Annotated in this window: 23 protein-coding genes and 1 tRNA gene; 5 read left to right on the top strand and 19 right to left on the bottom strand. The window is 61.2% G+C overall.

Annotation, left to right across the window (positions count from 1 at the left end; translation table 11 throughout):
- Positions 1 to 85 precede the first annotated feature (85 nt).
- The 9 genes from H276_RS0107665 to H276_RS0107625 form a co-directional block, all read right to left on the bottom strand.
- Positions 86 to 1114 (bottom strand): NAD(P)-dependent oxidoreductase, encoded by a 1029-nt coding sequence (locus tag H276_RS0107665; protein ID WP_019970717.1) that lies wholly within the window; start codon positions 1112 to 1114, stop codon positions 86 to 88.
- A 21-nt stretch (positions 1115 to 1135) separates the two neighbouring features.
- Entirely contained in the window at positions 1136 to 1777 is a 642-nt protein-coding gene (locus H276_RS0107660; protein WP_019970716.1) for a PIG-L deacetylase family protein, read from the bottom strand.
- The gene (locus tag H276_RS0107655; RefSeq protein WP_026356701.1) at positions 1774 to 2586 is read right to left on the bottom strand and encodes a glucose-1-phosphate cytidylyltransferase; all 813 of its coding nucleotides are present in this window, start codon (positions 2584 to 2586) and stop codon (positions 1774 to 1776) included. The genes H276_RS0107660 and H276_RS0107655 overlap by 4 nt, the downstream gene beginning before the upstream one ends.
- Before the next feature lie 212 nt (positions 2587 to 2798).
- Positions 2799 to 4439 carry a hypothetical protein gene (locus H276_RS0107650; protein ID WP_196807861.1) on the bottom strand — a complete coding sequence of 547 codons (1641 nt, stop codon included), beginning with the start codon at positions 4437 to 4439 and terminating at the stop codon, positions 2799 to 2801.
- A complete protein-coding gene (locus tag H276_RS0107645; RefSeq protein ID WP_019970713.1) occupies positions 4409 to 5764 on the bottom strand; it encodes an O-antigen ligase in 1356 nt (451 codons plus the stop codon). The genes H276_RS0107650 and H276_RS0107645 overlap by 31 nt, the downstream gene beginning before the upstream one ends.
- Entirely contained in the window at positions 5761 to 6567 is an 807-nt protein-coding gene (locus tag H276_RS0107640; protein ID WP_019970712.1) for a hypothetical protein, read from the bottom strand. Before H276_RS0107640 ends, H276_RS0107645 begins: the two co-directional genes overlap by 4 nt.
- 199 nt (positions 6568 to 6766) lie before the next feature.
- Complete coding sequence (locus H276_RS0107635; protein ID WP_019970711.1) at positions 6767 to 7801, bottom strand: glycosyltransferase; 1035 nt, start codon at positions 7799 to 7801, stop codon at positions 6767 to 6769.
- A 35-nt stretch (positions 7802 to 7836) separates the two neighbouring features.
- Positions 7837 to 9174, bottom strand: a complete 1338-nt coding sequence (locus tag H276_RS22695) for a hypothetical protein (RefSeq protein ID WP_196807860.1) — start codon at positions 9172 to 9174, stop codon at positions 7837 to 7839.
- Positions 9175 to 9281: 107 nt separating this feature from the next.
- Positions 9282 to 10739 carry a flippase gene (locus H276_RS0107625; RefSeq protein WP_019970709.1) on the bottom strand — a complete coding sequence of 486 codons (1458 nt, stop codon included), beginning with the start codon at positions 10737 to 10739 and terminating at the stop codon, positions 9282 to 9284.
- Between the two features lie 80 nt (positions 10740 to 10819).
- Here H276_RS0107625 and H276_RS0107620 point away from each other — a divergent pair, with 80 nt between their 5' ends.
- On the top strand, positions 10820 to 11884 hold the full coding sequence (locus tag H276_RS0107620; protein WP_026356700.1) for a glycosyltransferase family 4 protein: 1065 nt from the start codon (positions 10820 to 10822) through the stop codon (positions 11882 to 11884).
- Between the two features lie 824 nt (positions 11885 to 12708).
- Here H276_RS0107620 and H276_RS23940 read toward each other — a convergent pair.
- Both H276_RS23940 and bcp read right to left on the bottom strand, forming a co-directional pair.
- Positions 12709 to 13287: a GNAT family N-acetyltransferase gene (locus tag H276_RS23940; protein WP_081625423.1), complete on the bottom strand. Its 579-nt coding sequence runs from the start codon at positions 13285 to 13287 to the stop codon at positions 12709 to 12711.
- 307 nt (positions 13288 to 13594) lie between these two features.
- Positions 13595 to 14083: a thioredoxin-dependent thiol peroxidase gene (bcp, locus tag H276_RS0107605; protein WP_019970705.1), complete on the bottom strand. Its 489-nt coding sequence runs from the start codon at positions 14081 to 14083 to the stop codon at positions 13595 to 13597.
- A 105-nt stretch (positions 14084 to 14188) separates the two neighbouring features.
- On the opposite strand from bcp, the gene H276_RS0107600 reads away from it, so the two are divergent.
- The 4 genes from H276_RS0107600 (at position 14189) to H276_RS0107565 (ending at position 17390) form a co-directional block, all read left to right on the top strand.
- Positions 14189 to 14416 carry a DUF3618 domain-containing protein gene (locus H276_RS0107600; protein WP_019970704.1) on the top strand — a complete coding sequence of 76 codons (228 nt, stop codon included), beginning with the start codon at positions 14189 to 14191 and terminating at the stop codon, positions 14414 to 14416.
- 1216 nt (positions 14417 to 15632) lie between these two features.
- Positions 15633 to 15959, top strand: a complete 327-nt coding sequence (locus H276_RS25245; protein WP_019970701.1) for an LGFP repeat-containing protein — start codon at positions 15633 to 15635, stop codon at positions 15957 to 15959.
- A gap of 86 nt (positions 15960 to 16045) precedes the next feature.
- Positions 16046 to 16216: a hypothetical protein gene (locus H276_RS24550; RefSeq protein ID WP_019970700.1), complete on the top strand. Its 171-nt coding sequence runs from the start codon at positions 16046 to 16048 to the stop codon at positions 16214 to 16216.
- 841 nt (positions 16217 to 17057) lie between these two features.
- Complete coding sequence (locus tag H276_RS0107565; RefSeq protein WP_231376627.1) at positions 17058 to 17390, top strand: hypothetical protein; 333 nt, start codon at positions 17058 to 17060, stop codon at positions 17388 to 17390.
- 262 nt (positions 17391 to 17652) lie between these two features.
- On the opposite strand, the gene H276_RS0107560 is transcribed toward H276_RS0107565, so the two are convergent.
- From H276_RS0107560 to H276_RS0107520, 8 genes are all read right to left on the bottom strand, one after another.
- Positions 17653 to 17725: transfer RNA gene (locus H276_RS0107560), tRNA-Lys, on the bottom strand.
- A 297-nt stretch (positions 17726 to 18022) separates the two neighbouring features.
- A complete protein-coding gene (locus tag H276_RS0107555) occupies positions 18023 to 18493 on the bottom strand; it encodes an ATPase (protein WP_019970696.1) in 471 nt (156 codons plus the stop codon).
- On the bottom strand, positions 18490 to 19176 hold the full coding sequence (locus H276_RS0107550) for a DUF899 family protein (RefSeq protein WP_019970695.1): 687 nt from the start codon (positions 19174 to 19176) through the stop codon (positions 18490 to 18492). The genes H276_RS0107555 and H276_RS0107550 overlap by 4 nt, the downstream gene beginning before the upstream one ends.
- A 101-nt stretch (positions 19177 to 19277) precedes the next feature.
- Positions 19278 to 19889 carry a bifunctional 2-polyprenyl-6-hydroxyphenol methylase/3-demethylubiquinol 3-O-methyltransferase UbiG gene (locus tag H276_RS0107545; protein ID WP_019970694.1) on the bottom strand — a complete coding sequence of 204 codons (612 nt, stop codon included), beginning with the start codon at positions 19887 to 19889 and terminating at the stop codon, positions 19278 to 19280.
- A gap of 46 nt (positions 19890 to 19935) precedes the next feature.
- A complete protein-coding gene (locus H276_RS0107540) occupies positions 19936 to 20259 on the bottom strand; it encodes a hypothetical protein (protein WP_019970693.1) in 324 nt (107 codons plus the stop codon).
- Between the two features lie 229 nt (positions 20260 to 20488).
- Positions 20489 to 21049 (bottom strand): hypothetical protein, encoded by a 561-nt coding sequence (locus H276_RS0107535; RefSeq protein ID WP_019970692.1) that lies wholly within the window; start codon positions 21047 to 21049, stop codon positions 20489 to 20491.
- Positions 21050 to 22162, bottom strand: a complete 1113-nt coding sequence (locus tag H276_RS24545; protein WP_155942998.1) for a hypothetical protein — start codon at positions 22160 to 22162, stop codon at positions 21050 to 21052.
- A 157-nt stretch (positions 22163 to 22319) separates the two neighbouring features.
- Entirely contained in the window at positions 22320 to 22616 is a 297-nt protein-coding gene (locus H276_RS0107520) for a type VII secretion target (RefSeq protein WP_019970689.1), read from the bottom strand.
- Between the last annotated feature and the right edge of the window lie 397 nt (positions 22617 to 23013).

The raw sequence follows: 23013 nt of genomic DNA, 5'->3' as shown, positions 1-23013 counted from the left end.
CGTCCGGTGCACATCGAATCGGCGGATTTCGCGGTCACGACGGTTTCCGCCCGTGATGCTGCGGCGGGCAACTGGTCCGAGCCGATCAGGCATCTTGGGGGACCTCGCGTAACGATTCGTCGACGAGCCCGGCGTTGCGCAATGCCTCCAAACGCCTCAGGCGGGTGAACTGGTTGAGGAAGGCCTCCTCGGTCAGCCCGTATTCGGTATAGCGTTCGTAGAGTTCCGCAGCACCGGCAGAAACTGACCACTTAGCCTCGAACCCGAGGACCCGGCGGCTCGCGGAGAAGTCCACGCGGTAAGAACGCGGATCCGAACCAGTCTCACCGGTGACCACTACACGTGACCCGGGGACAACCCCTGCTACCGCATCGGCGATCTGTGCAACGGTGACGTTGTTAGATTCGCATCCGATGTTGAGTGCAACTGACCGCACGCGGTCGGCAGGAGCATCCAATGACAGCAGGAAAGCCTGGGCGATGTCTCGGGCATGCACCAGCGGACGCCAGGGAGTGCCGTCGGAAAGCACCCGGATGTCCCCGGTAAGGACCGCGTGCCCCACCAGGTTGTTGAGCACGATGTCGGCCCGCAGCCGAGGGGAGAATCCGAATGCGGTGGCATTGCGCAGAAAGACCGGACAGAAGTCGTCGCCGGCGAGTGCGACCAGATCGTCTTCTACGCGGACCTTGCTTTCCGCGTAGGGAGTTAAGGGACGCAAGGGTGCGTCTTCTCCGACCAATCCATCCCCTGCGGCCCCGTACACCGAACACGTGGAAGCGTAGAGGAATCGGCTTACACCCGCGTGCTTGGCCAGTCGGGCGAGCCGGGTCGAGGCGTGGTGGTTGATGTCGTAGGTGATCTGCGGTGCCAGCTCTCCCAACGGGTCATTAGACAGCGCGGCCAAATGAATGACGGCGTCGAAGCCCTCGAGTTGACGTGGTGTCACATCGCGCAGGTCGACACGCAGGGCCGTGCAGGATGCGGGTTCGGGGCCTAACACACAGTCGGCGTAAAACCCGCAATCCAGACCGATCACCTCATGTCCAGCGGATTTCAATACCGGCACCATGACCGTGCCGAGATAGCCCTGGTGGCCTGTGACGAGTACCCGCATATCTGTATCAGCCCTTTGTCATCAAATTTTCACGGTGAGCTTTTCGGCTGTGAATGCTTCGGCATACACCGAATGGCATTGCACGCCACGGACTCTCGCCAGAGCGCGGAAGGCCTCCGCGTCGAACCAATCGTGACCGGCTTGCGACGGGTAGTGCTCGAGCAGCAACCGCACCTTGTCGTCGACAGTCGACGGCTCCAACGGAAAGAATATGTTGGCACGCGGACTGTCCGCCTCCCACTTCAGAATTTCGTAACCGAACAGCGCGTGGTTGCGAAACTCGGTGGGTAAGAGCTTCGCCAATAGTCGGTGGTCCTGGTGGGCGTCGGTGCGATTCGGACCAAACACAAACTGCGGTTCGCAGGTACGGCGAAACTCGTGCAGAGATTCTTTGATGCGACCCCAGTGCTGGGGAGCGCGTCCGTCGGGAATGTCGAGCACGGTGACCTCGAGATGGCTGCCGGGGCACAAGGATGCGAGAGCTTTACGCTCTTCGGCCTCGCGGACCCCGCTCGCGCCGCTGAGAACAAGTGCGTGCACTCGCAGATCAGGGTGACCGGCACACAATTGCAGCAGAGTGCCTCCCATGCCGATCGCGATGTCATCGCAATGAGCACCGGTGACCGCGATTTCGGTTAGGGAGCCCGCATTGAACGTGATCATGGGGTGTTTCCGATGGCAGCCGCCGAGATCCTATTCGGTTGCTCCCACACCATCCACGGCCGATCACCACGTCGGTATCTTTCGTCGAGTTCGGCCCGCTCTTTGAAGGTGTCGGCCGGTTTCCAGAAGCCCTCGTAGCGGTAGCCGAAAAGGCGTCCCTCACCGGCGAGCTTGCCGCACACGTCTTCGACGAGATCTCCCCCAGGGGGCAGGTAGTCGAAGATTTCCTGGCTCAGCACAAAGAATCCACCGTTCTCCCAGATGGGCAGGTTGGATACCGGGTTGATGCTGCTGACGCACCCTGTTTCATCGATGTCGACACAGTGGAATGACGACTGTGGCGGTACCACCATCATCGAGGCCGCTGCGCCCGACCGGTGGAACTTAGCAATCAACTCATCCATCGGTGCGTCTGTGAGTACGTCGGCGTAGTTGGCCAGGAAATACTGGTCGCCGTCCAACTGCGGACGTATCCGGCGTAAACGCTCACCGATTGCAGACTCGAGGCCTGTATCGACAAAGGTGATCTCCCAATCGGCGATGTCAGAATGCATCAGTTTGACTTGGCCGTGGTGCATCACGAAGTCGTTGGACTCGGCTTCTTGGTAAGACAGGAAATAATTCTTGATGTGAGCTGCGCCATAGCCCAGGCACAGGATGAATTCTCGGTGGCCGTAGTGGGCGTAGTAGCGCATCACATGCCAGATCAGTGGTCGAGGCCCCACCATCTGCATAGGTTTTGGTACATCATCTTCGGCGCCGTTGCGCATACGCATCCCGTATCCGCCGCAGAACAACACTACTTTCACTGCACACCCCCAGTGTGATCGTCGTTCGGCACTCCCGATAGCTGTGATTCCGCGTAGTGGGGAACTGAGGACTTCAACCCCGACCCTCACTAGCCGCCAGCAAGTAATGTTCTGTAAATAGAAGCTACATTTCGCAGCAAAATTATAGTCTCTAGGGCAATTTAGCAAATTGCTTAGATAACTGCAACTACGCATTAAGCATGTTCGGCTCGTCAGGTCACGCGAATTGTCGTGATCGGGTAGGAGCCGTCGGCGGCGCGGCCAGGCTGGGCGAGTTGCATTGGCGGATAGTCCATGGTGTGTGTCGCGTCGGGCTTATGTTCGTGCCAGGCGACTCGCACCCGTACCGTGTAGTTGCCGCGGGGTAGGTCCCCGATCACCAGGTTGCTGTCGACGGTATGCGCGGTTGGGACGCTGTTGTCGTCCTCAAAGCGTTGATCGGCGACCAGTGTATGAAGGTCTACCGGGTCGGTCACGGTGCGGACTACTGCACCGGCATCGGATTGGACCTCGAACTCTGGCTGCCAGTTCTCGTATGTGGGAGCCGAGCCGAAGTTGGTCCAGCGCAGCGGGATCCGTACTGGCATACCCGCAGTTACTTGTATTGGAGTGCCAGTGGCGATTACCGCGTAGCGATAGCCGCTGAATTTGTTGGCACGCGACCAGATCGTGAAGTCATCAGGCGACATGGGTTTGTTTGAGGACTGTGCAGGGAATCCGGTACTGGCAGTCATCGACACGTGGTAGTTGACGACGTCGCGTAGCCCGGTCAGGTAGTAATCAGTGGTGCTGGTGTCCGACGGGATCTGGGGAATCCATTCAGTGACAATTGGCGCGACCCTGTACCGGTCTGCGACTACCTGGTTGATCGGGTCGTTATTGCGCACGTAGTACGAGTCGCGCTGTGCCGCCCAATCTGGTATTGGCGCGTACCTGCCGAGTCCGTCGGCACGAATGCCGACCGGTTTTTTCCGGTTTCGCAGCAACGGGCTGTCGCGAAACATTTGTTTGACAATTTCCGGGTTTAACATAGCTGTGATTATTTGGGTATTCGGGAATGCGGCTAGGTTTGCGGCCACCAGGTACTCGATTGATTGTTTGGTGATGAATTGGTCTCTGTATTGGCTGAAGTAGCCAAGTTGGGCTTCACTGTCCGACGGGCTGGGGGCCGGTATCCCGAGTGTGTTGCTCATGAAGGCGACATGATTCTCGCTGAAGTCGCCATAGCCGGACATCTCGAACAGTGCGATTCGTTCGTCACGGTCATAACGGCGACCCAGGGCCGCCAACAGCTCGGCAAAATACGAGAGATACGCTTCGTTGTTCCAGTCGGGAATCACATAGGTGATGCCGTCGTGGACGTAGTTCTGGGTCGCGCCACTGACCGATTGCAACCAATCCGGCACGGAGATGTCGGTGTTGTGCGGATAGGAGGTTTCACAGCAAGAATTGAACGACGTGATGCGGAAACCGAAACGGCGGCCTTGCTGTGCGGCCGTAGCGACAGCCTCGTCCAGGGCGGTGAAGTCGAATTTTTCGCTGTCAGGGGCGTTGGGTGGCAATGTACGCGGGTCACGCGGCTGTAGGAGGCGCCAATCGATTCGGACGTTCACGTCATCGGTGCCTGGCCACGGTGGAAACTGTTGATTGGCGGTGCTTGCTTGCGGGAAAAGTGGGCTCAGTAAATTCTCATATTGCCCGCGCAACGGATTGACGAGATCTGGACCCTCGAAGTTGGCGTAGCCGGGTGCCAGGGTATTCGCGCCGGGTGCCGGGGTATTCGCGCCGGGCGCGGAACATGAGGCCAGCACGCACACGATCGCTACAGCGACGATCTGGATGCGTCGACACACTGTATCTCGGCCCTTCCGGTATCCACTGGTGGCAGGTCGCCATGGCGCGCGAGATACGCGACGACTCCGGCCATTGCGACAATAAGCCAGATCAATGTTGTGACCTGGGCAAATCCACCCATATCGAGGATCGCGCTGGTGGCGATCACCACCGCTAGGGCGCCACTGATTCCGCCGCCGAGTTCCGCCAGAACTGGAGATGGTGCTGCCGAGGCCCGAATCGCCAATACGATGGCAGTGATCAACACAAGTGTGTAGCAGATCAGGCCGACGACACCGCCTTCCATCAGTCGGGAGAAGTATTCATTGTCAAGAACCGGCTGGTTGGGGACCGCCGGATAGGTGCCCATCCCCGTGCCGACCCAAAAATGTTCCTGATAGTGAGTGAGCACGTAACCCCTACCAGTCGATCGCGACTCGATTGACGGATCATCGGAAACCACGGCGAAAGAGGCGGCCAGAGCAGTGGCGATACGCAACTGCAGTAGCCAACCGGCTCCTACCGCGACAAGCAAACCACCCAATGTCGCGGCCAAGCGTGTGACTCGCCACCGCCAGCACATTACGACCGTTGCGGCTGCCAAGCCGAGTACGACTGATCTTGACACCGTGGACAGTGCGCCCAAGGCCACCACGCCGGTGCACAATACCCATGGCCAGATCCGATCGTGCTTGGCACGGGCACTGCCGATGACTCCGACGCCGATCGGTATCAGGATGGTCAGCACCACAGCGAGTTCGAGAGGATGCCCGGCAGAGCCTTGTGAGCGAACAATACCTTCGCGCATAAGGTCTTTGACCAGCATAAAATCGCTCGTTTTCAGGCCCGGCAGCTTGAAACTGGCGGCGAGATCCAGCCCAGTAGCCGACTGAACAAGTGCGAAACCGGAGCTTACCGCCCCACCGACTAGCAGTCCCTTTAGTGCTAGTCGGACATCGTCGGCGGTGGTGAGCAGCGACATGACCGCGCCGACCATCATTACCAGCCCAACGGTCACATAGTTGTACTGTCCGGAGAATTCTGCTGCTTTAGGTGTGAGGCCTGTGCCGGTCGCTGCGGCGTAGGTCAGCCACACAGCGGCGAAGTAGCACATCACGACGATGGTCAGTATTGGATTAGAGATGCGGGAGCGTTGGCCACTGAGTCGGGTCAGGACCCACAACAATCCACTGCCGAAGAGTAAGAACTGCCCGAGGCTCAACCCTAACGACATGGGGACGGTGATGTTCTGACGCATGCTGATCAGCAGGAATCCGCTGATCGCCACAAAGATGGCGCCCCAGTGTCGTCCCGATGTCGGGGTAAGCGCCGGTGTGGTGTTCATCGCTCAGGTTGGTCCAGCGCCGTTTTAACGATTGACCAATCGCTGTAGTCGATTACTGAGGAGTCGTCGTGGTGCATACTCGACGACTCCGCTAGCTTGGTGGGTTCCGGTGTCTCGGCTGCAGTGACCTCAGCGTGTCTGGGCCGTTTACGCCGGGCACCCTGGGTCTTTGTGGGACTGCGTTCGGCGAAACGAGCCCGAACTGCGTCGTACGCGATCAGTAAGACAAACCCGATCAGTAGGGTGGCGATCGCATATGAGGCTCCACTGCGGAGGGGACTGTTGGACACCTCGGTGCCTGTCTGTGGTGCCACTGATGCCACAGTGATCGAGTTGTTCTGGCTGGGTACCCGCGCGTCGGCCTGGATTTTGACGAGGCTGGTTCCAACATAATCAGCGAGCGCTTGTGCGGCTTGCTGGGCTCCCTCGGGAGTCGACGCCGTCGCATGGATTGCCAGCTGTGACGTGAGCTTCGCGTATGTGGGGGAGTCGCCAAAAGTAGTGTCGACGGTGAATCCGCGGTCGCCCCCGGCCTCGGCGGCGACCGGTCCGCCCTCGGTTCTCAATACGGTTGCGAGGACGGCGGCGAGCTGAGCGATGTTGTCGTTCATGTTCACCAGCGGGTTGAGCATGGCATCGGGGTTACCCGAGCCGGGTGGGAGGACTACGACGACCGCTGTTGATTCGTAGCTGTGTGGTGCCGATACGACACCGGCTACACCCGCGATGATCGCCGCCACGACGATAAGTGCACAGGCGAGTGGCCGCGACAACAGTGACCGCAGGAATGTGGCGACGTTCAATGGACAACCTTCTATGCGGCATGGGGTGACGACTTTGCTGCAGTCGCTTCGATGTCAAACGATACCGCACGTTTCGAGGTAATCGACAGTCGCTGAGGGCACGTCCAGATGTCAACAATGTGCTGTTTGTTGGGATTGATGGGTGGGGGATCATCGCGGAGGCGAGATCGGTTCACAGTTTCGCCATGGTTGCTGTGTGTCACCCGGGTGAACCTTGTGGACCGGTGGGGGTGCTGATTTTTTTCAGCGCTTCGATGAGCACACTCGTCGAAACGCCGGCTGAATATCGAGATGTGTAATGGCGCTGCGCTGCCGAGCCACGGACCGCAGCTTGTTCCGGGTCGGCCAGGGCGTCGAGCGCGGCGCAGAGTCCCGTCACGTCATCGACGTCGATCGGGTCTTCTCCCGGTGGTTGGAACTCAGGTAGTGCACCCCGCATTGACACGATGGGCACCACTCCAAGCTGCATCGACAGTACTTGGACACCGCTCTGGCTTGCCCGCCGATAATGCACCAGCGAACCCTTCGCGCGTGCCAGCGTGGGCAGGACATCGCGATACTCAAATGCCTTCGCTTGCCAATGCACGTGTGGCGGTAGTGGTTGGGGTAGATCGCCTTGGCCGAGCAGAACTAATTTGTCGCCGCGCCAGCCACTGCCATTCGTGTGCTGCTGCCACGCTTGCAGGCAGATGTCGATGTTCTTGTATCCATTGAGTCGGCCGGTCAACACAAAATCTCGGCGGTCGGTCGCCGCAACTATGGACGGCACTTGAGTGTCTTCGAGATCGCTCGTCAAGGGAACGACCGTGTCGGCGCCGACTTCGTGCGCGACGTAATCGCTGAATGCGACGCGGCAGGTCGCCCGCGACGCCCACCAGCCGAACAGCCTGCGTTCCCAGCCGGGACGTTGCTCGGCGGGGTCGTGCGGCTGGTCATCGTGGATGAGTTCAACTCTGGGTATTCCGGGAGCCAACATCATCCAACGGGGGTCCCGGACAATTTCGGCAACGACGACAGTTGGCTTGAAGCGGCGGACGTCCGCCGCGGCGCGGGCGAATTCCGGCCAGGTTCGGGCGGTTTTCGGGCGGGAGTCGACCACCAGTTCGTACGGGCGGGCATCGTCGGAGCTTGGGTGACGGTTCGAGGTCACCAGCAGTAAGTCGGCACCCATGGCGCGTAATGATTCGGCGTAAACGCGTGCGAGTGGACGCATCCACGGCGAGAGCCACAGCACCCTTAGTCCGCGTCCAGGGTATCGGGTGAGATCGGTCATCGGAGTACCTCGGCGATCGCAGATTCGTATGTGTCGGCTAGTCCGTCGATGGCGAGCCCATTGTCGAGTTCGCCGGCTCCTAAAACACCGTCCACGGTGACGGCGCCGTCGCAGCGATGCATGGCCACTGCGTGCGCACGTGAGCATCTCGGGTTGTTTGGGGACGACGGGGGAGCGGCGACCAACCAGCGTCGACTGCGGTTGGCGGCTCGCCACAGCGTGGCGAAACCAGTCTCGGCTGGGGTGCTGCCGCTGATCACGACCGATTGCCCGGGTGCAGTGTCGATAAGGGGTAGCCACCAGGTTTGGCGGATGACGCGGACCGACGGGGTAACCATGGAGACCGGTGGGCCGAACCTCCCGACACAGACGATGATGACTTCGTATCCGCGACGATCGAGTTCTGCGGCCAGCAGTGCGTGCTGACGTTCGACCTGTGCGGATGTCAGCTGGTTCATGGTTATGAGGACCGACGGCCGGGCGCCTGGAGGGCGCCTGCGGGCTGTTCGCGCCCTTCGTACCGAGCGTTGTACGCGGTCCAGAACCGTGGATCCGACGAGGAATGCATCCGCACACCTGCGGCCATTCTCGAACTCGAGGTTCAGCGCTATGTTGGCGCGCAACAGGTCTTGGGAGCGCAGACCGGCGGTAGGATCGCCGGCGACGGTGCCGTGACCCGTGTGTACGATTCCGGGCTCGTCGACAAGTCGCAGCGACCAGCCAGCTGACCGTGCTCGACGCTGCCAGTCTGCTTCCTCGCCATAAAGGAAAAACTCTTCATCGAAATTTCCGACACGGTCCCATGCGTCGCGACTTACGGCTAGGCAGGCACCGGTGAGGTAGCCCTCGACTATGTCGGGTCGACGTTCGTAGAGATCGGAACACCGCGATCCGCGAATTTTGGTGGCGTAACCAGACCACGCAACCAGTGCTCGGCTGAGGCTCTGCTCACGGTGTGCGGTATCCCAGGACCGGCGGTGTTTGGAATGAGTGTCGTGCTCGATGGTAAGTGGTGAAGCTGCGGCCACTCCGCCGCATTGGATTGCGGCCAGCGTGTCCGTCAACGGGCCCTGCAGAATCGCGTCCGGGTTCAGCAATATGAAGTCATAGTCGGGCACTTCGCGGGTCAAGGCGTTTACTGCGGCCGCGAAGCCAATGTTGGCTGAGCCCAGATACCAATGTACGTCTGGATACTCGGCCACTACTTTTGTCATTTCATCGGCACCCGCATAATCGGGTCCGGAGTTGTCCCACACGTACACCGGTATCCCCGGCAAGTGGGTGTGGGCCGCGGCAAGACATTCGCGGAGCAGGTTTGCGTTGCGGTATGCCACGATGAGTATGACGAGCTCACGACGCCGAGATTGCTGCCGCGTGACGGGTGGCTGTGGGGGGTCGTAACAATCCGCAAGATAGATCCGGTGGGATTCACTGGGCATGGTCACCGGGCCTGTCTGGCATTGCGCTCGGTTTCGTCATCGGATTGTTCCTCGTCGGGGTGTTTGGCAAACAGCGACTTGATCGCCTTCGCATCGACCGGGCCGATCACTAGATTGACGGCAAGATAGACGAGCACGCCGACGGCGATAGCCAATAACACTGGCAGATGCTGGACGAATTCGGTGACGACACCGCAGATTGTCAGCGGTATCAACAACCGGGCGATGAATAACCACGGGGTTCGATAAGGCGTCCGATGGCTGAGGCGCCAACTCGCCACGACCACCCCGCTGATTTCGGTGAGTACCATCGCGACCCCGGCTCCGATGGCCCCGTAGTGCGGGATCAACGCGACGTTGAGGGCGATATTGATCAGGAGATTGACGAAACTCAGCCGAGCCAGGAATGACTGCTCGTGCGCGGCGAACATTGCCTGACTCAACAAGCCGGTCACGAAGGTCAGCGCGACCGCAACACTGAGCAACGCGACGGTGACGCCGCCGTCCGCGATGAACTCGGTCGAGCCGACAAGGTCGACGATCGGGTTGGCCAGGATGATGCCGACAACCGCTATCACTCCTCCGGCGAACAACATCGATTCCATCGAGCGTGCCGTGAACCTGGCGTACCCACTGGGGTCCTGTGCGAACAGATGAACCATCGTCGACAGCGTCGAGGACAGGAAAAAGGCCGACAGCGCAGTCAGTGTGAAGGTCAACGTGTAGGCCAGACCGTAGATGCCGACCTGGTCGGTTGTGCTCAAGAGACTCAGGATGACTCCGTCAGCACGCCAGTACAGCACGCCGATGATCAGCATCGCGGTGAGCGGCAGTGCCTCGCGGACCAGCGCGACGCTTTCCCGGAGGGAGAACTGCGGAAGCCAGTTGATCATCCGCGTCGCGGCCGCACCTTGAATGATCAGCACCACCGCCGGTGGGACCAACTGCACAATGGCGAACCACACGATGCCAGCGTGGAAATGGACCAGCAACATAGTGACGCCGAGCGACGCGCACCTACTGAGTAGATCCGACAGTGCGATTGCGCCGAACCGTGCCGTGATCAGGAAGATCGGGGTGAAACAGCTGGAGATCGTCGTCAACAGCAAACTGACCGAGACGATCAGCACCATCACCACAATGTCGGTGTCGTTCCGGTAGATCAATGCGCCCGATATGGCGGTAATTGCCGACAGCGGCAGGCAGTACGCCACTGACATACCGGTGTTGATACGGATAAGCCGCTCAAGATCGCCGGTGTGCGCCATCACCCGACGCACGATGACCTGTCCAACGCCTAATTCGGTAAGGCTGGTCCACAGCGCCACGAACATGACAGCGGTGGTGAGAGCGCCGTAGGAAGAAGGACCTAAGTAGCGCGTTGTTACCGACACCGTGAATACCGACGCGACCATGCCGAGCGCGCGGGAGCCGATCTGCTGAAGGAAATTGTGCAGCATCCGACGGTTCGACACCCGGCCGGGCAATGATTCGGAGGCCGCCCGCCCGGGCTTTTCTGCGGCGGTAGAGTCCGAGGACGATGCGTGCATATATTCCTCTGCCTCACGGGTTGTCCGCTTCGGGTTGGCAAACTCGCCATGCTCTGGGCGAGGTTCCGGATGCGTCACCGTACGGGTTTCATAAGCTGGCCGAACATGGCATCGAAGTCACCTTCGGGGAAAAGACGTTCAGCCGCCCGGCCGCGCGGTTGGCCGACATCGTGCGCCGTCAGACCGGCGGCGTCGACATATTGGAGGGGGCGACGCAGGCACGGTCTCGTTTGCGCAGAAATACCGACGTGGTGTTGGCCTACGACGAACGAACTGGTATCCCGGCGAGCCTGACGGGTTCGAGTCGACGCTACGCGCCTGTGCTCCTCGGCGCCGGTTGGCTGACCACCCGTGCCGCCGCACCGAAGGTACATGCTGTGTTGGCGGCGCGAGCACTCCCACGTGCTGGCGCAGTGTGGGCTCAGTGCGCGCCTGTGCTGCCGGTACTGGGCAGGGAATGGGGTGTTGCGTCGTCCCGCTTGCATTTCGTGCCGATGGGGATCGACGCGGATTTCTACTGCCGACAACCTATGCCGAGCCAATCGAATGTTGTTGTCAGTGCCGGGGAGGACCGATACCGCGATCACGATCTGCTGGTGTCGGCCGTCAAGATGGTCCGCGATGTGCGTCCTGACGTCTGGCTTGAGCTGGCTACTCTGCTGCCGGTTGGCGTTCCTGACGATCTTGGTGTGGTGCACCGAGCCCGGCTCTTCGGCAAAATCCGTGACCTTTACCGAAAGGCGGCTGTTGTGGCGATCGCGCTGAAGCCGACGTTGAGTGGGTCCGGACTGACCGTGGCGTTGGAGGCGATGGCCAGTGGTCGCCCAGTGGTCATGACGAAGAATCCGGGGGTCGGCGACTATGTCGAGCATGGGGTCACCGGGTTACTCGTGCCGCCCAACGACGTTGATGCATTCGCCGCTGCCGTCGCCGAGCTGCTTGCAGACCCGAGTCGGTGCGCCGAGATGGGTGCTGCTGGGGCGCGACAGGTGCGTGAGTACTTCACGTCGGGAGTCATGGCAGCTCACCTGGCCGCCATGATGATGAAAGTGTGATAGCCATTCCCTGAACTCTGCACGTTGTGTTTTCCGAAATTCAGCAAACTCAATGTTAGTGCCTGGGCCGCCAACGGGGCGGCAGGTTGGGTGTAGATCGGGGTTGCCCCGCCATTATGGTGGCCGTTGCCGGTGGAAATTGGCGGGTAGTCAGTGATCACTGTCATCAGCTGACCAGAACACCGCAGGTCGACCGCCAGGCTGATATTTCACCGTGGTGATCCGGGCTCCGAATCCGACCGGGAAGGCCACCCACCCACGAGCGCACTCACCGACCGCCAGTGGCGTCGGGGAAACAGGAAAAATCGGTGGCGAAATGTTAGTCGGTCGATCTTGGCTGACCTCATAGTGACCGTTGTCCGCGTCAGCCACCGACCAATCCGCCCAGCTAACCGTGAAGACAGTGTGAGCCTCATCAAGGCAGGTCTGCACATCGATTCCGGTCCAATGGCCACCACCCGACGGACCCGGTCCGTCAGCCTGAAAATTCTGAGCGACGTCGTACACCGTGACGGACACTTTCAAGCCGGGGTCAGTCAGCGTGTACGTCGAACCGAGAGGCTCGGGATGCAGCGGGCTGGAGGTAGGAGTTGTCGTTGCGGTGGTGCTCAGCGCGGCTGGTTGCGGTGGTGTGGCGCGCCGCCCCGAACACCCCGTCACGATCAGGAGGGGTACCAGGCCGAGGCCACAGAGAGTCCGCTTCATGGACATTATCTATCAGATCCGTGTTCAAACTTCGGTATCAGGTGTGTGCTGCCGTAGTGGCGGGCAAACGGTCCTCGATGCGGAGGTGTGTGCAATCTGCAAGTCGCTCAGGGAGCGGGTCAGCCCCTGCTACGTGCCAGCCAGTCTTTGCGGGTCATGCTCCATAGGTCGTAGTCGCAGCGACCTTTTCCGGATGTCAGGTAGTTGCGCATCACACCTTCGTGCACGAACCCCAAGCGTTCGGCCAGCCGGGTCGGCGGCACGTTGCCACACGCGATGGGTGCACTGACCCGTTCCAGCCCGACTTCGCTGAACAGATGGTCGATCAGTAATGCGACTGCGACTAGCCCGACGCCGTCGCCCGACCACCGGGAATGTATCCACATGCCCAGCTCGCCCCGCTGGTGATAGCGTTCCAACCAAGCATCGCATTGGCCGGCAAGCTGGCCGTCGACCTCGACTATCGTGTGGATCGACTGCCCCCGCCGCATGCGTCGGCGGGCAGCGATCCACTCTCGGACCCATACTCGACGACGATGCTGATCCGGCCAGGACTGACCTGAGTACGCCCAGTACGGCTCAATCGCGGCTTGGTCATCCAGTCGGACCCGTCTCCAGGCGTCTGCGTCGCCCAATCGGGGGTTGCGAAGCACTACTTGCAGCCCGTTCGGCGTGGTGCCCGCCGCAAGTATGGACATTGCGCTCAGGCGGTCGGAATCAGATCCTGACTTGGTCACTGACGTCCTTTCTGGTGGATATGGACGCATACAGCAAACAGATTGTTCACCATGCCGGTGAAGTGGGCAAACCGGTGGCCAGCTGCCGGGCAGCCAGCGTTCAGGTGTTAGCCGGCCAGATCCGCAAGCTAACGAACGTGCGCACCAGACTACTGCCGGACGTCACGGCAGGCAGTGGACGGCGCCGCACGCGCTTTAGACCCCCGCCAGCTCGGAACTTATGCCTGCGAATCTTGTGATCAGTCGGGCGATCCAACCGGGCGCGGCTTTACTTGGCTCCTGCCACTTCATGCAGAATCTTCTTGATCTTTGTTGACGTGTGTGCGGCCTTCACGTTGTACTGCGCGACGGCGATCTTCCCCTTTTCGTCGACGACGAACGTCGAGCGGATCACGCCCTGAACTGTCTTGCCGTACATGGTCTTTTCCCCGAACGCGCCCCAGGCGGTGAGCGCCTCGCGGTCCGGGTCCGACAACAGCGGGAACGTGAGGCCTTCGTTATCGCGGAACTTCGCGAGTTTCTCGGGCTTGTCCGGCGAAATTCCCACCACGTCAAGACCGGCGCCGTTGAGCTCGGCGAGGCTGTCGCGGAAATCACAGGCCTGCTTGGTGCATCCCGGAGTGGACGCCGCCGGGTAGAAGTACACGATGACCTTGCGCCCGCGGTAGTCCGAGAGCTTGACGATGTTGCCATCGGCGTCGGGCAAACTGAAAGCGGGGGCGGTGGCACCCACCTCGAGGCGCGGGGTTGGCGACATACGCAGGAATCCCTTCTTGGTCGACCGGTGCCGTTCGTACGGCGCAGGCTGATCTAGGGTAGTTCGGCAGGGCAGCACGACATGGAGCGGCTTTGGAGGAGCACAGTGGCGAACCGGGACCCGGAGAGCATCAAGCGTGAGATCGATCAGGCTCGCGATCAGTTGGCGCTGACTGTCGACTCCCTGGCTGAGCGCGCCAATCCGCAACGACTCGCCGACGACGCCAAAGCCGCAGTGATCAAATTCCTGCGTAAGCCCGCCGTCACGGCATCGCTGGCAGGGGTCGGCGTGCTGGTGGTGTTCGTCGTCGTCCGCCGGATCAAGAATCGCTGACAAGCCAGCTCGGCGGCTCCAGCTGTCTTCGCCGCTCAGCGGCTCCAGCTGTCTTCGCCGCTCAGCGGCTTCAGTTGTCTTCGCCGCTCAGCGGCGGCGCCCCGGCAGGAGCCAGCCCGGCAACGTAAAACCCGGCGGGTTGGCTGTGCGGCCGAGGCGACTGCAGCTGTAAACCATGGTCGGATGTTGCGCAGCAACCTCGTCGCGAGGCGAGGGGTCTGCGTAGCCCGCACCGACGCTCGGGGTCATCAGCTAACACCTCGATTCCTCGCCTATGCTGCCGAGAGTTGCTCGACACCGGAGTTCAGCTAACTGGAGATTAGCAGTATTCCCCACGTCTGACCAGTGCGTCAGTGGATGTACGACTATCGAACAGTAACTTTCGTGAGCGTCAAATCAATATGGTGCAACAGGCTTTCCTGCAACGTTGGTCATTCTGCCAGCACATCGCACCGGCCGGTATCCCGAATAGAATGCAACGAAGCTGTCATGGTCGTTCTGCAATCTCTTACTGATTGCTGGTGAATCGCACGGCGATTGGCCGGGATCCGGCGATCGTTTCGGTCATCTTGATCGGTTTTGCTGCAAGATTGCGCCGGGGCTGTTCGCCGGGTTGAGAACTCATCGATAGTCGACGCCGGATCGCTGTCCGAATGCGTGTTTCGGCTGCTGCACAAGACAATTCCGACAGTGCTCGGGCGAACAACGTCAAAGTCTACAACTCGACCCGGGGCATGCCGTGAACGGCTCTTATTGCCGTAGTGGTTGCTACCGTATGGGTTGCCAGTTACGCTCGAATGACGATCTTGGTCGGGGGAGACGTGCCGGGATTCGAGCGGAACCGCGACACGGGCCACCGTGTGACAAGGGAAGACCTGCAATGCAGCGAACATATTTGAGATTTGCCAGCATCATCGCAGTCATCGCCACTGGCGCGCTTGGCGTGGGGTGTTCGAACAATTCCGCGGGGTCGGGAAGCGAGACCAGCCGATCAGCCAGCGAAGCGACCACGGGTGCGGAAGCTGGTACTACCGCTCCGGGCGAGTCGGTTGCTCCGGGCGCCGACGGAACCGCCACCCCTGGTGCGCCAACCGAGTCCGGCATTGCTGCACCTGGTGCGCCAGGCGCCCCGGGTACTTCCGGCGGCCCTGCAGCCGATACCCCGGGTACGGGTGCAGCGGACAGCACCACAATCGTCACACCCAACGGTTCGTTCGTGGTACAGGGCATCATCCTGCAGAAGTACAACGCAACCGGTGGTGCGAGCAGTCCACTCGGACTGCCGACGGCGAGTGAGGCTCCTGCACCCAACGGCGGTCAATTCAGCACCTTCGACGGCGGTGCAATCTATTGGACGCCGCAGACCGATGCCCACATCGTGTGGGGTGGAATCCGCGACGCCTGGGAGCGCGACGGCGGTGCGGGCGGCCCGCTGGGCTATCCGACGTCGGACGAGGAGACGATCCCCGGCGGATGGCAGTCGCAGTTCCAGCACGGAACGATCACCTACACCGACGGCCAGGCCAAGGTCGAGGCTCGCTGACAATCACTTTCAACTTCTGACGACTCGCATCGGTACCGAGTGGCGCCGGTTCGAGTCGTTGTTTATTCACCCGAACCGGAGGTCGCATGGCGCACGTGAGCGACGAAACCCTCAACGAGCTACGTCGAGAGCTCAGCCGCTTCAAGAGTGAGCAGTATCGCGATCGCGGCTATGCCGCAGCCCATCTCGCCGGCGCTGTGGAAATGCTCTTGGAGGAGGCTGAGCAGAGTGTCGGTGAGCACGATCAGGCCGGTTGACGCCCGCTGACGCGCGGCTCTGCCGATAGCCGCAGACGGAAAAAGCCCCGGTGTTACTGGGGCTTTTCGTTGTGCGCCGTCAGGGTTTCGGACCCCGGAGGAAACCTACCGAATACGTCAAGATCGGGCTCGGCAAGTACCACGGCCTGCACCGCGCAGTACGGCACCGACCTCATCCACTGCGCCAAGTGCCCACTGAATTCCCAATGGGGCAGGGGATTCACCGAAGACGACTACCACCGGCTCGCCGGGTTCACGAAGTTTCACCTAAAAGTGCAAGGAGGCTGACATGGAATTGCTCAGGTGGCTGCCCACCGAATCACGTTGGCGCACAGAGGTAGCTGCGTGGCTCGCCGCAGAGACTGAATGACACCTCGCCCGCGTCGCCGGCTTCAACACCACCACCGACCTCGTCACCGCACTGGACAGGGCCAACGCATGAGCACCCTCCGCGAAAACCGGCTCTTCCAACTCGTCTGGGTGCTGTGGCACGAACTCGGCAAGCGCATCGACACCAGTGGATACCACCGAAGACGGTAAGTACCGGTGGGGTGATGTGCGCACTTCTCGAGGATCGCGACGGCATTCGCAAACGAGCCAGCTGACGTACTGACCATCGGTGCGCCGCTGAACTACGAGGATGAACGAGGTTTGGCTCACGCACCAGTGGGGCACTCATCGAGTACGGGCAATCACCCAGCGCCGGTGTGGATGCGCCGTCATAGGCCGCTAAAGAGGGTGGCGTCATGAGCATCGTCGTAGGCATCGCTCCCAGCCTCATCAGCACCGGCATCGTTCTGCTCGACAGTGGGAAGCCCGGACTGGAGAAGGTGCAATGGCCATGAACCGAGGTTGGGGGACGCCGGGCGACAACCGGAGTCTGGCCCACTGGTGGGTCGACAACGATGAACCGACGAAGATCTATCTGCAGAGTCTGTGCGGCCAGTACAAGCTGGAATATGCTGAGTCGCAAGAGGTGTGGTTCAAACAGGATCATCCGAAGTGCGCGGCGTGCGAGCTGGCACGTGAGCAGGACATGCGTGACGGTGTGGTGCATGACTGCGTTCGGACGTCGTGCCGGGCGCTCGGCTACATCTGCCCAGAACGCCAGGCGGGCAAGCCATGCCGGGACAGTCCCTTCGGCACCTTGATTAGGCCCGCCGAGGTCGCTTGATCCATAGCTCGGAGAGCGAGTCGTTGGTCACCTTCCGCTGAATGGAGGTCTTGGCCCAGGAGCTGAGCTGCTGTTTCTTCTCGGCATCCTTGTACTCGGTGTACTTCTGCCAACCGAACCATCCGACGGCGATGACCGCGATGCTGAGTCACGGTGCTGACGAGCGTGACAATTCCTGGTCCATCGGTCGCGCGAACGAGAAAAGCCGGTGCCTGTCCTCATGTACATCTGTGTGATGAGGACAGGCACCGGCCTTGATCTGTGCGCCGTCAGGGTTTCGAACCCCGGACCCGCTGATTAAGAGTCAGCTGCTCTACCAACTGAGCTAACGGCGCGCGCATGGAACGATAACAGGCCACGCGCTCAAGGTGAAATCCGGTCGGCTCTCTTGCCCGCTCGACAGCGTGGATGCGCTCACGCTGCGGGACCCCATCAGGTCATTGTCAGAATTCGTCGTTTGCTCTCGTCATGCGGAGCGGAGCGAGATACGTGGCACGTACAGGCGTTTATTCGCCAGCGTCGAAAGCGGTGCCGACGTGCGGCCGTTGCTCTGGCGCTGGCTGTGATCTTCGGCATATCTGCGAACACCAGACGAGGCGACATCGTCGGGGTGACCAACGCCAGAACCTGCGCTACTTGACCGAACGGTCCAGTGCGGCAAGCGATTCAGTGAGAAAATCCGCGCCGAACGGGGGCATCCGGCCGACCTGGTCGCGAAAGCTCTGCGGTGTGCCGGTCCAGTCGTAGGTCAACGTGACATCTGTCGCGTCGCCGTTGGGCGCAAGGTCGTAGCGCCAGTACCAGCCGCCCGGCGTGTGCTTGCCGGCGTCATCGAGTCGGCCGGGCATCCAGGCGATGGTGCGGTCCTTGACGAACTCGCTAACCAGGTTGTGCATGACGTAGTGCCCGCCGACCTGCGGCAGGAACATGTTCATCGCGAAGATCTGGCCCGTCCCGGTGATGGGTTGGGGGTCGATCGCGTCGCGCACCCAGTCCCCGGGCTCGGTGTCCTTGTGCCGGGCTGGATCCGCGAGCACGGCGAAGACCGCACCGGGTGCGGCGGCGATGGTGTGGGTGACGACGTAACGTTCGGGGTCGGTCACTGGGAGTCCTTTCCGTAGGAGCGGGCGATATCCGGGCTGTCCAGCCACCCCGAATAGGTGGGCCGTTGCGGCCACCCCTCGGGGGAGTCCTGCCACTGTTCCTGCCGGCCCCACGGCAGCAGGTCGATGAGCGCGAAGCTGTGGCTTAGCTGTTCGGTGCCGCGGCCGTTGGTGTGCCAGGTCCGGTAGACCGTATCCCCGTCGCGCAGAAACACATTCACAGCGAAGCCGCCGCCCGCAGGGGCGTCCATATCGGCGCCGAACGAACTCTGCGACGACGAATACCACTGCATCCGGTTACCCACCTTGTCGCGGTAGGCCAGAGCCTCCTCGATCGGCCCGTTCGTCACGATGACGAAGCGGGCGTCGTAGTTGTCCAGGAAGTCCAGCCGGGTGAACTGCGAGGTGAAACCCGTGCAGCCACCGCACTGCCATTCGGCGCCATCGGTCCACATGTGGTGGTAGGTGATGAGCTGCGAGCGGCCCGCAAACACATCGGCCAGCCGGACGGGACCCTCGGCGCCGATCAGCGTGTAGTCGGGTAACTCCACCATCGGCAGGCGCCGTCGTTCGGCAGCGATCGAGTCGAGTTCGCGGGTAGCGGCCTTCTCGCGGCGGCGCAAATCACCCAGCGCGGCGCGCCAGGTCTGCTCGTCGACCACCGGGGGCTGCGCTGTCGTCATCAGGTACTCCTTCGCTCCATGCTTCACACGACTCCGGTCTCCCGTATTGACCCGCCATGCTCCCGGAACTCATCGCACACGGCGTTGGCCGACGGCGAAAGCTACGACGGCGGCGCGTGCCAGGTGATCAGGACGCGACCGTAGAGCAATCGGTGCAACCTCGCACCAGGAAGCGCCTGACGTACCTTGAGGCGCAACTGGCCGAACGTTTCTGGCGGCGGCCATTTGACCGGGGCCGAATGCTCCCACTTGCCCTTGGTGTGGTTGACGACCGTGCACGCCACCCATGCCGGGATGTGCCAAGCGATTTCGCGCAGGGACGGCTTTACGAACGTCGTCACTGCCACTGTGCCGCCGGGGCGGACCAAAGATGCGAACCGGGTGAGGGCGGCACCGGTGTCATCGAAATGATGCAAGGCTGCGTTGGAGACCACCGCGTCGAAACCGTGGGTTGGCAGGTCGGTCGACATGACATCGCCGTGAATCCAGTTGACCGGCGCCGTCGGGAAGCGGATCTGGGCCCGATCGAGTACCGGCTCGTCGACGTCGACCGCCATCACGTCGGGCACCCGCTGGGCAAGCCTGGCGGCCAGGAAGCCGTCGCCGCACCCGACGTCGAGAACGGTGTGGGCATCCTGCGGGACCTTCGATTCGAGCAGCCCGTCGTAGTGAATGTTGATGTTCCACGGTTGGTCGTCCACTACTTCGTGCATACCAGGTTCTGACGGGCAGCATCGCCGCTGATACGGAAAACGCCGCCTACTCGCGTAGACGGCGTTCCCGTATCGGGGTGGCTGACGGGAGTGGCGGCTGAGTGCCATTGATGGCGTCGTCACCCACCTCGATACCTTTGCCACCCGTTCCCTTTGGTGATTCCTTGATGTTGTAATCGACGGCTTGCACCGTGTTGTCGTGGGCGTTTTCTCCTCCGTGTTCGGGGAAGTTGAGCTCTTTCAAGGGTGCGAGTGCGCTGGTGATTTTTCCTGCGACCTCGGCGTCGATGCTGGTCAGTCGCTGCACTTTCTCCGCGATGTCGGTGGCGAATGCTTTGGCTTGGGACTGGCGTGCCTCGAATCCCCGCATCAGGGGGCTCCAGGAGGGGTCGGTGACCGAGAAATCTTGTTCGACGGTGAAGCCCGCTTCTTCGGCTTCTGTGATGGTTGGGGTGAACCCCAGGTGGTCGAGTGGTTGAGGTGGTTGGAGACCTTGCCGACGGGGGAGCGGGGCGAAATTCAGTGGTATGTGGTGTGTTTCAGGTGCGGGGTGGCGGGGGAACGGAGCGTGGCGTGCGGGTGTGGGTGATGCGGGGCGGTCAGCTCTGGCTGGACTCGGGTAACGAGACGCTGATGACGACGTTGGTTCGGTGTCCGCCCTCAACGTTCGGTGGCGGATATTCCCGATAGATCCCCGATGTAGCTTTGTCGTGCTTTAGCTCTGAGTTTGGTAGGTACCAGCTTTCGATTGTGGCGCATCGGTCGAGGATTCCGTAGCCCATCCATAGATCCATCAACGCGGTTGGGGCCGCTGGAGAGGGCTCGGCAGGCGGGGCAGGAGGGCAGCCCTCCTTCGTTCGGTACATGAGCGAATCTTTGCGGGCATGCGATGCCTGGAGAAATGCTTCCACATCTTGCTGAGTGGCGCTGTAGCCAGCGCTGTAGCTCAAAAATGTTGAACCCCAGGTTGTGTGTCCTTTGATGGCCTTGATGGGTGCGAAGGACGAAGGCACGCGGGCAAACTTGAATTCTGCGTCGATTTTTGCCGTTCCATCCGAGGCGGGGGTGATGTCTTCATTTACCGTCTTGTCGTCGGTCATGTTGCACGCGGTGAGCAGGATGGTCAGCGGGATGGCGGCCAGGCCGAGTAGCACTCGCATTTAGCTCACGCGTCCATTCACAGAGTGCATTGCTCCTGAACCGGTGACGAGGAAGTCTTGAGCGACACCCGCAGCCTGGAGTTCATGCGCCTTGGTTGAAATATACTCGGCGACACCAGAATACGGGTGTGTCGAGAAGTTGTACCAGTCGTAGACATCATTGCGGTAGGCAGCCGCGTATGTCCCGTCAGGATTCATCGTCACCGAATACGCTGTGGAAACTGAGTAGTGACCGAGCGCTCGAACACTGTCACCGTCACTTCCGGCAACAGTCGCCCAGGGCGTACTTCCAGTAATAGTGACGGGACCCCCCGATGCCTTTGCCCTTTCGTAGGCTTGTTGCGTCATATCTGTCAGATTCCTCTGTATCTGGAGTGCGGGAGCGGGAGCGTCGGTGTACTTCGTTGATTCGTTCGCCAGCCACGAGTCAATTAGCCCGGACGACAGTCTTCTCGGTGTTCCCGAGTTGTCCAGATAGTGCTCCAGCATGTCGCGTGAAACTGTCTGGCCATTGCGTTCCATCTCCAACATGGCTGCTGCCACCAATTTCTGCTTCAGTCCTGCCGACATTTGGGATGGGAGACTCTGGTCTCCACCATGCTTCCAGTCTTCGTCGTTTGCCCCGGGCGGCAATGGTGGTGGCAGTGGAGCGGTAGGGCCATCGCCAGCGCCTGGTGGTGCGGTCTTGTAATCGACGGCTTGCACCGTGTTGTCGTGGGCGTTTTCTCCCCCGTGCTCGGGGAAGTTGAGCCCTTCCAGGGGCGCGAGAGCACTGGTGATTTTTCCTGCGACCTCGGCGTCGATGCTGGCCAGTCGCTGCACTTTCTCCGCGATGTCGGTGGCGAAAGCTTCGGCTTGGGCTTGGCGTTCTGCTTTGTCGTACAGCAGGCTCCAGGAGGGGTCGGTGACCGAAAAGTCTTGTTCGACGGTGAAGCCCGCTTCCTTGGCTTCTTCGATGGTGTCGGTGACGTCGCGTTTGGCCCAGAGGAGTTCTTCGGCCCCGTGGCGGGCGGCGTTAGCGGCGCTGTGCAGGTGGTCAGCGCTGCCCCGCGCACTTTGACGACATCGGCCCAGGATCGTTCCAGGGCGGCGTCTGCGGCTTTTCCACTCCACTGGGTGTTGGAGGTCTGATAGTGCAGGTGCTCGAAGGTCTCCTCCCACAGTTTCGCCGTCGAAGTCCAGTGGGTGTCGGCGGCTTCCAGATGCTCGACCGTCAACGCTTCGATGTCGGAGCGGGTCAGGGTTGCGGCCCCGGTGACAGCCGCCATGGTCAGAGGTGCACGGTGTGGCCGACGTCGGCGAGGTGCTGAGCGGAGTTTTCGTCGGTGCTGGTGTAGGCCGCGGAGGCTGTGCTGATTTTGGTGCTGGTCGTGGTGGTGCGGGTGGCCATGGTGCACACAGCAGCGGTGACGATGCTGTGGCCTGCGTTCACGGCGGCGGTGCTGGCCCATACGGTGGACCCGGCCGCCGGCGGTCCGGCAGTAGCGGTCAGGGTGGTGGCGGCGGTGTCGTGCGCCCCGGCGAGCTGGTGCAGGTCGGCAGCACTGACCTCAAGACTTTCCCCCATGATTGTGCAGTCTAGTCCGCTGGCGGTAGCTGGGGACTCGACAAACGCTGGTCAGCGACGTGCTGGGGTTTTCGTGGGCGGCAGTGCCCGTGGCATCCGATGTCCGGACCCCGTACATGAGGATGAGGTTGGCGGTACTCCTAGACCTGCGGGTTAGTGGCGGCCTGCTCCACGGGGAGCTGCTGGGCGGCGGGGCACCGGGGTCCGTGCACACGGAGGGTCGGGAATGCCACACAGGGAGCCAGCTAGCTATTTAACTTCACCCACCGAGGATATATACCTGCATCAATCTACCACTCGTGCGTATAAGTTCAGATTTAGCAAACAATAAACATCGGTACATGCAGCTCGGCATCACACATTGGACGCGCCAGGGCCAGCAGTGAGTCCCGGTCGA

Origin of the sequence: Mycobacterium sp. 141, assembly GCF_000382405.1 — a bacterium.
Classification (GTDB): domain Bacteria; phylum Actinomycetota; class Actinomycetes; order Mycobacteriales; family Mycobacteriaceae; genus Mycobacterium.
The sequence above is the reverse complement of the archived record's forward strand: the minus strand, read 5'-3'. Positions and strand labels throughout refer to the sequence as shown.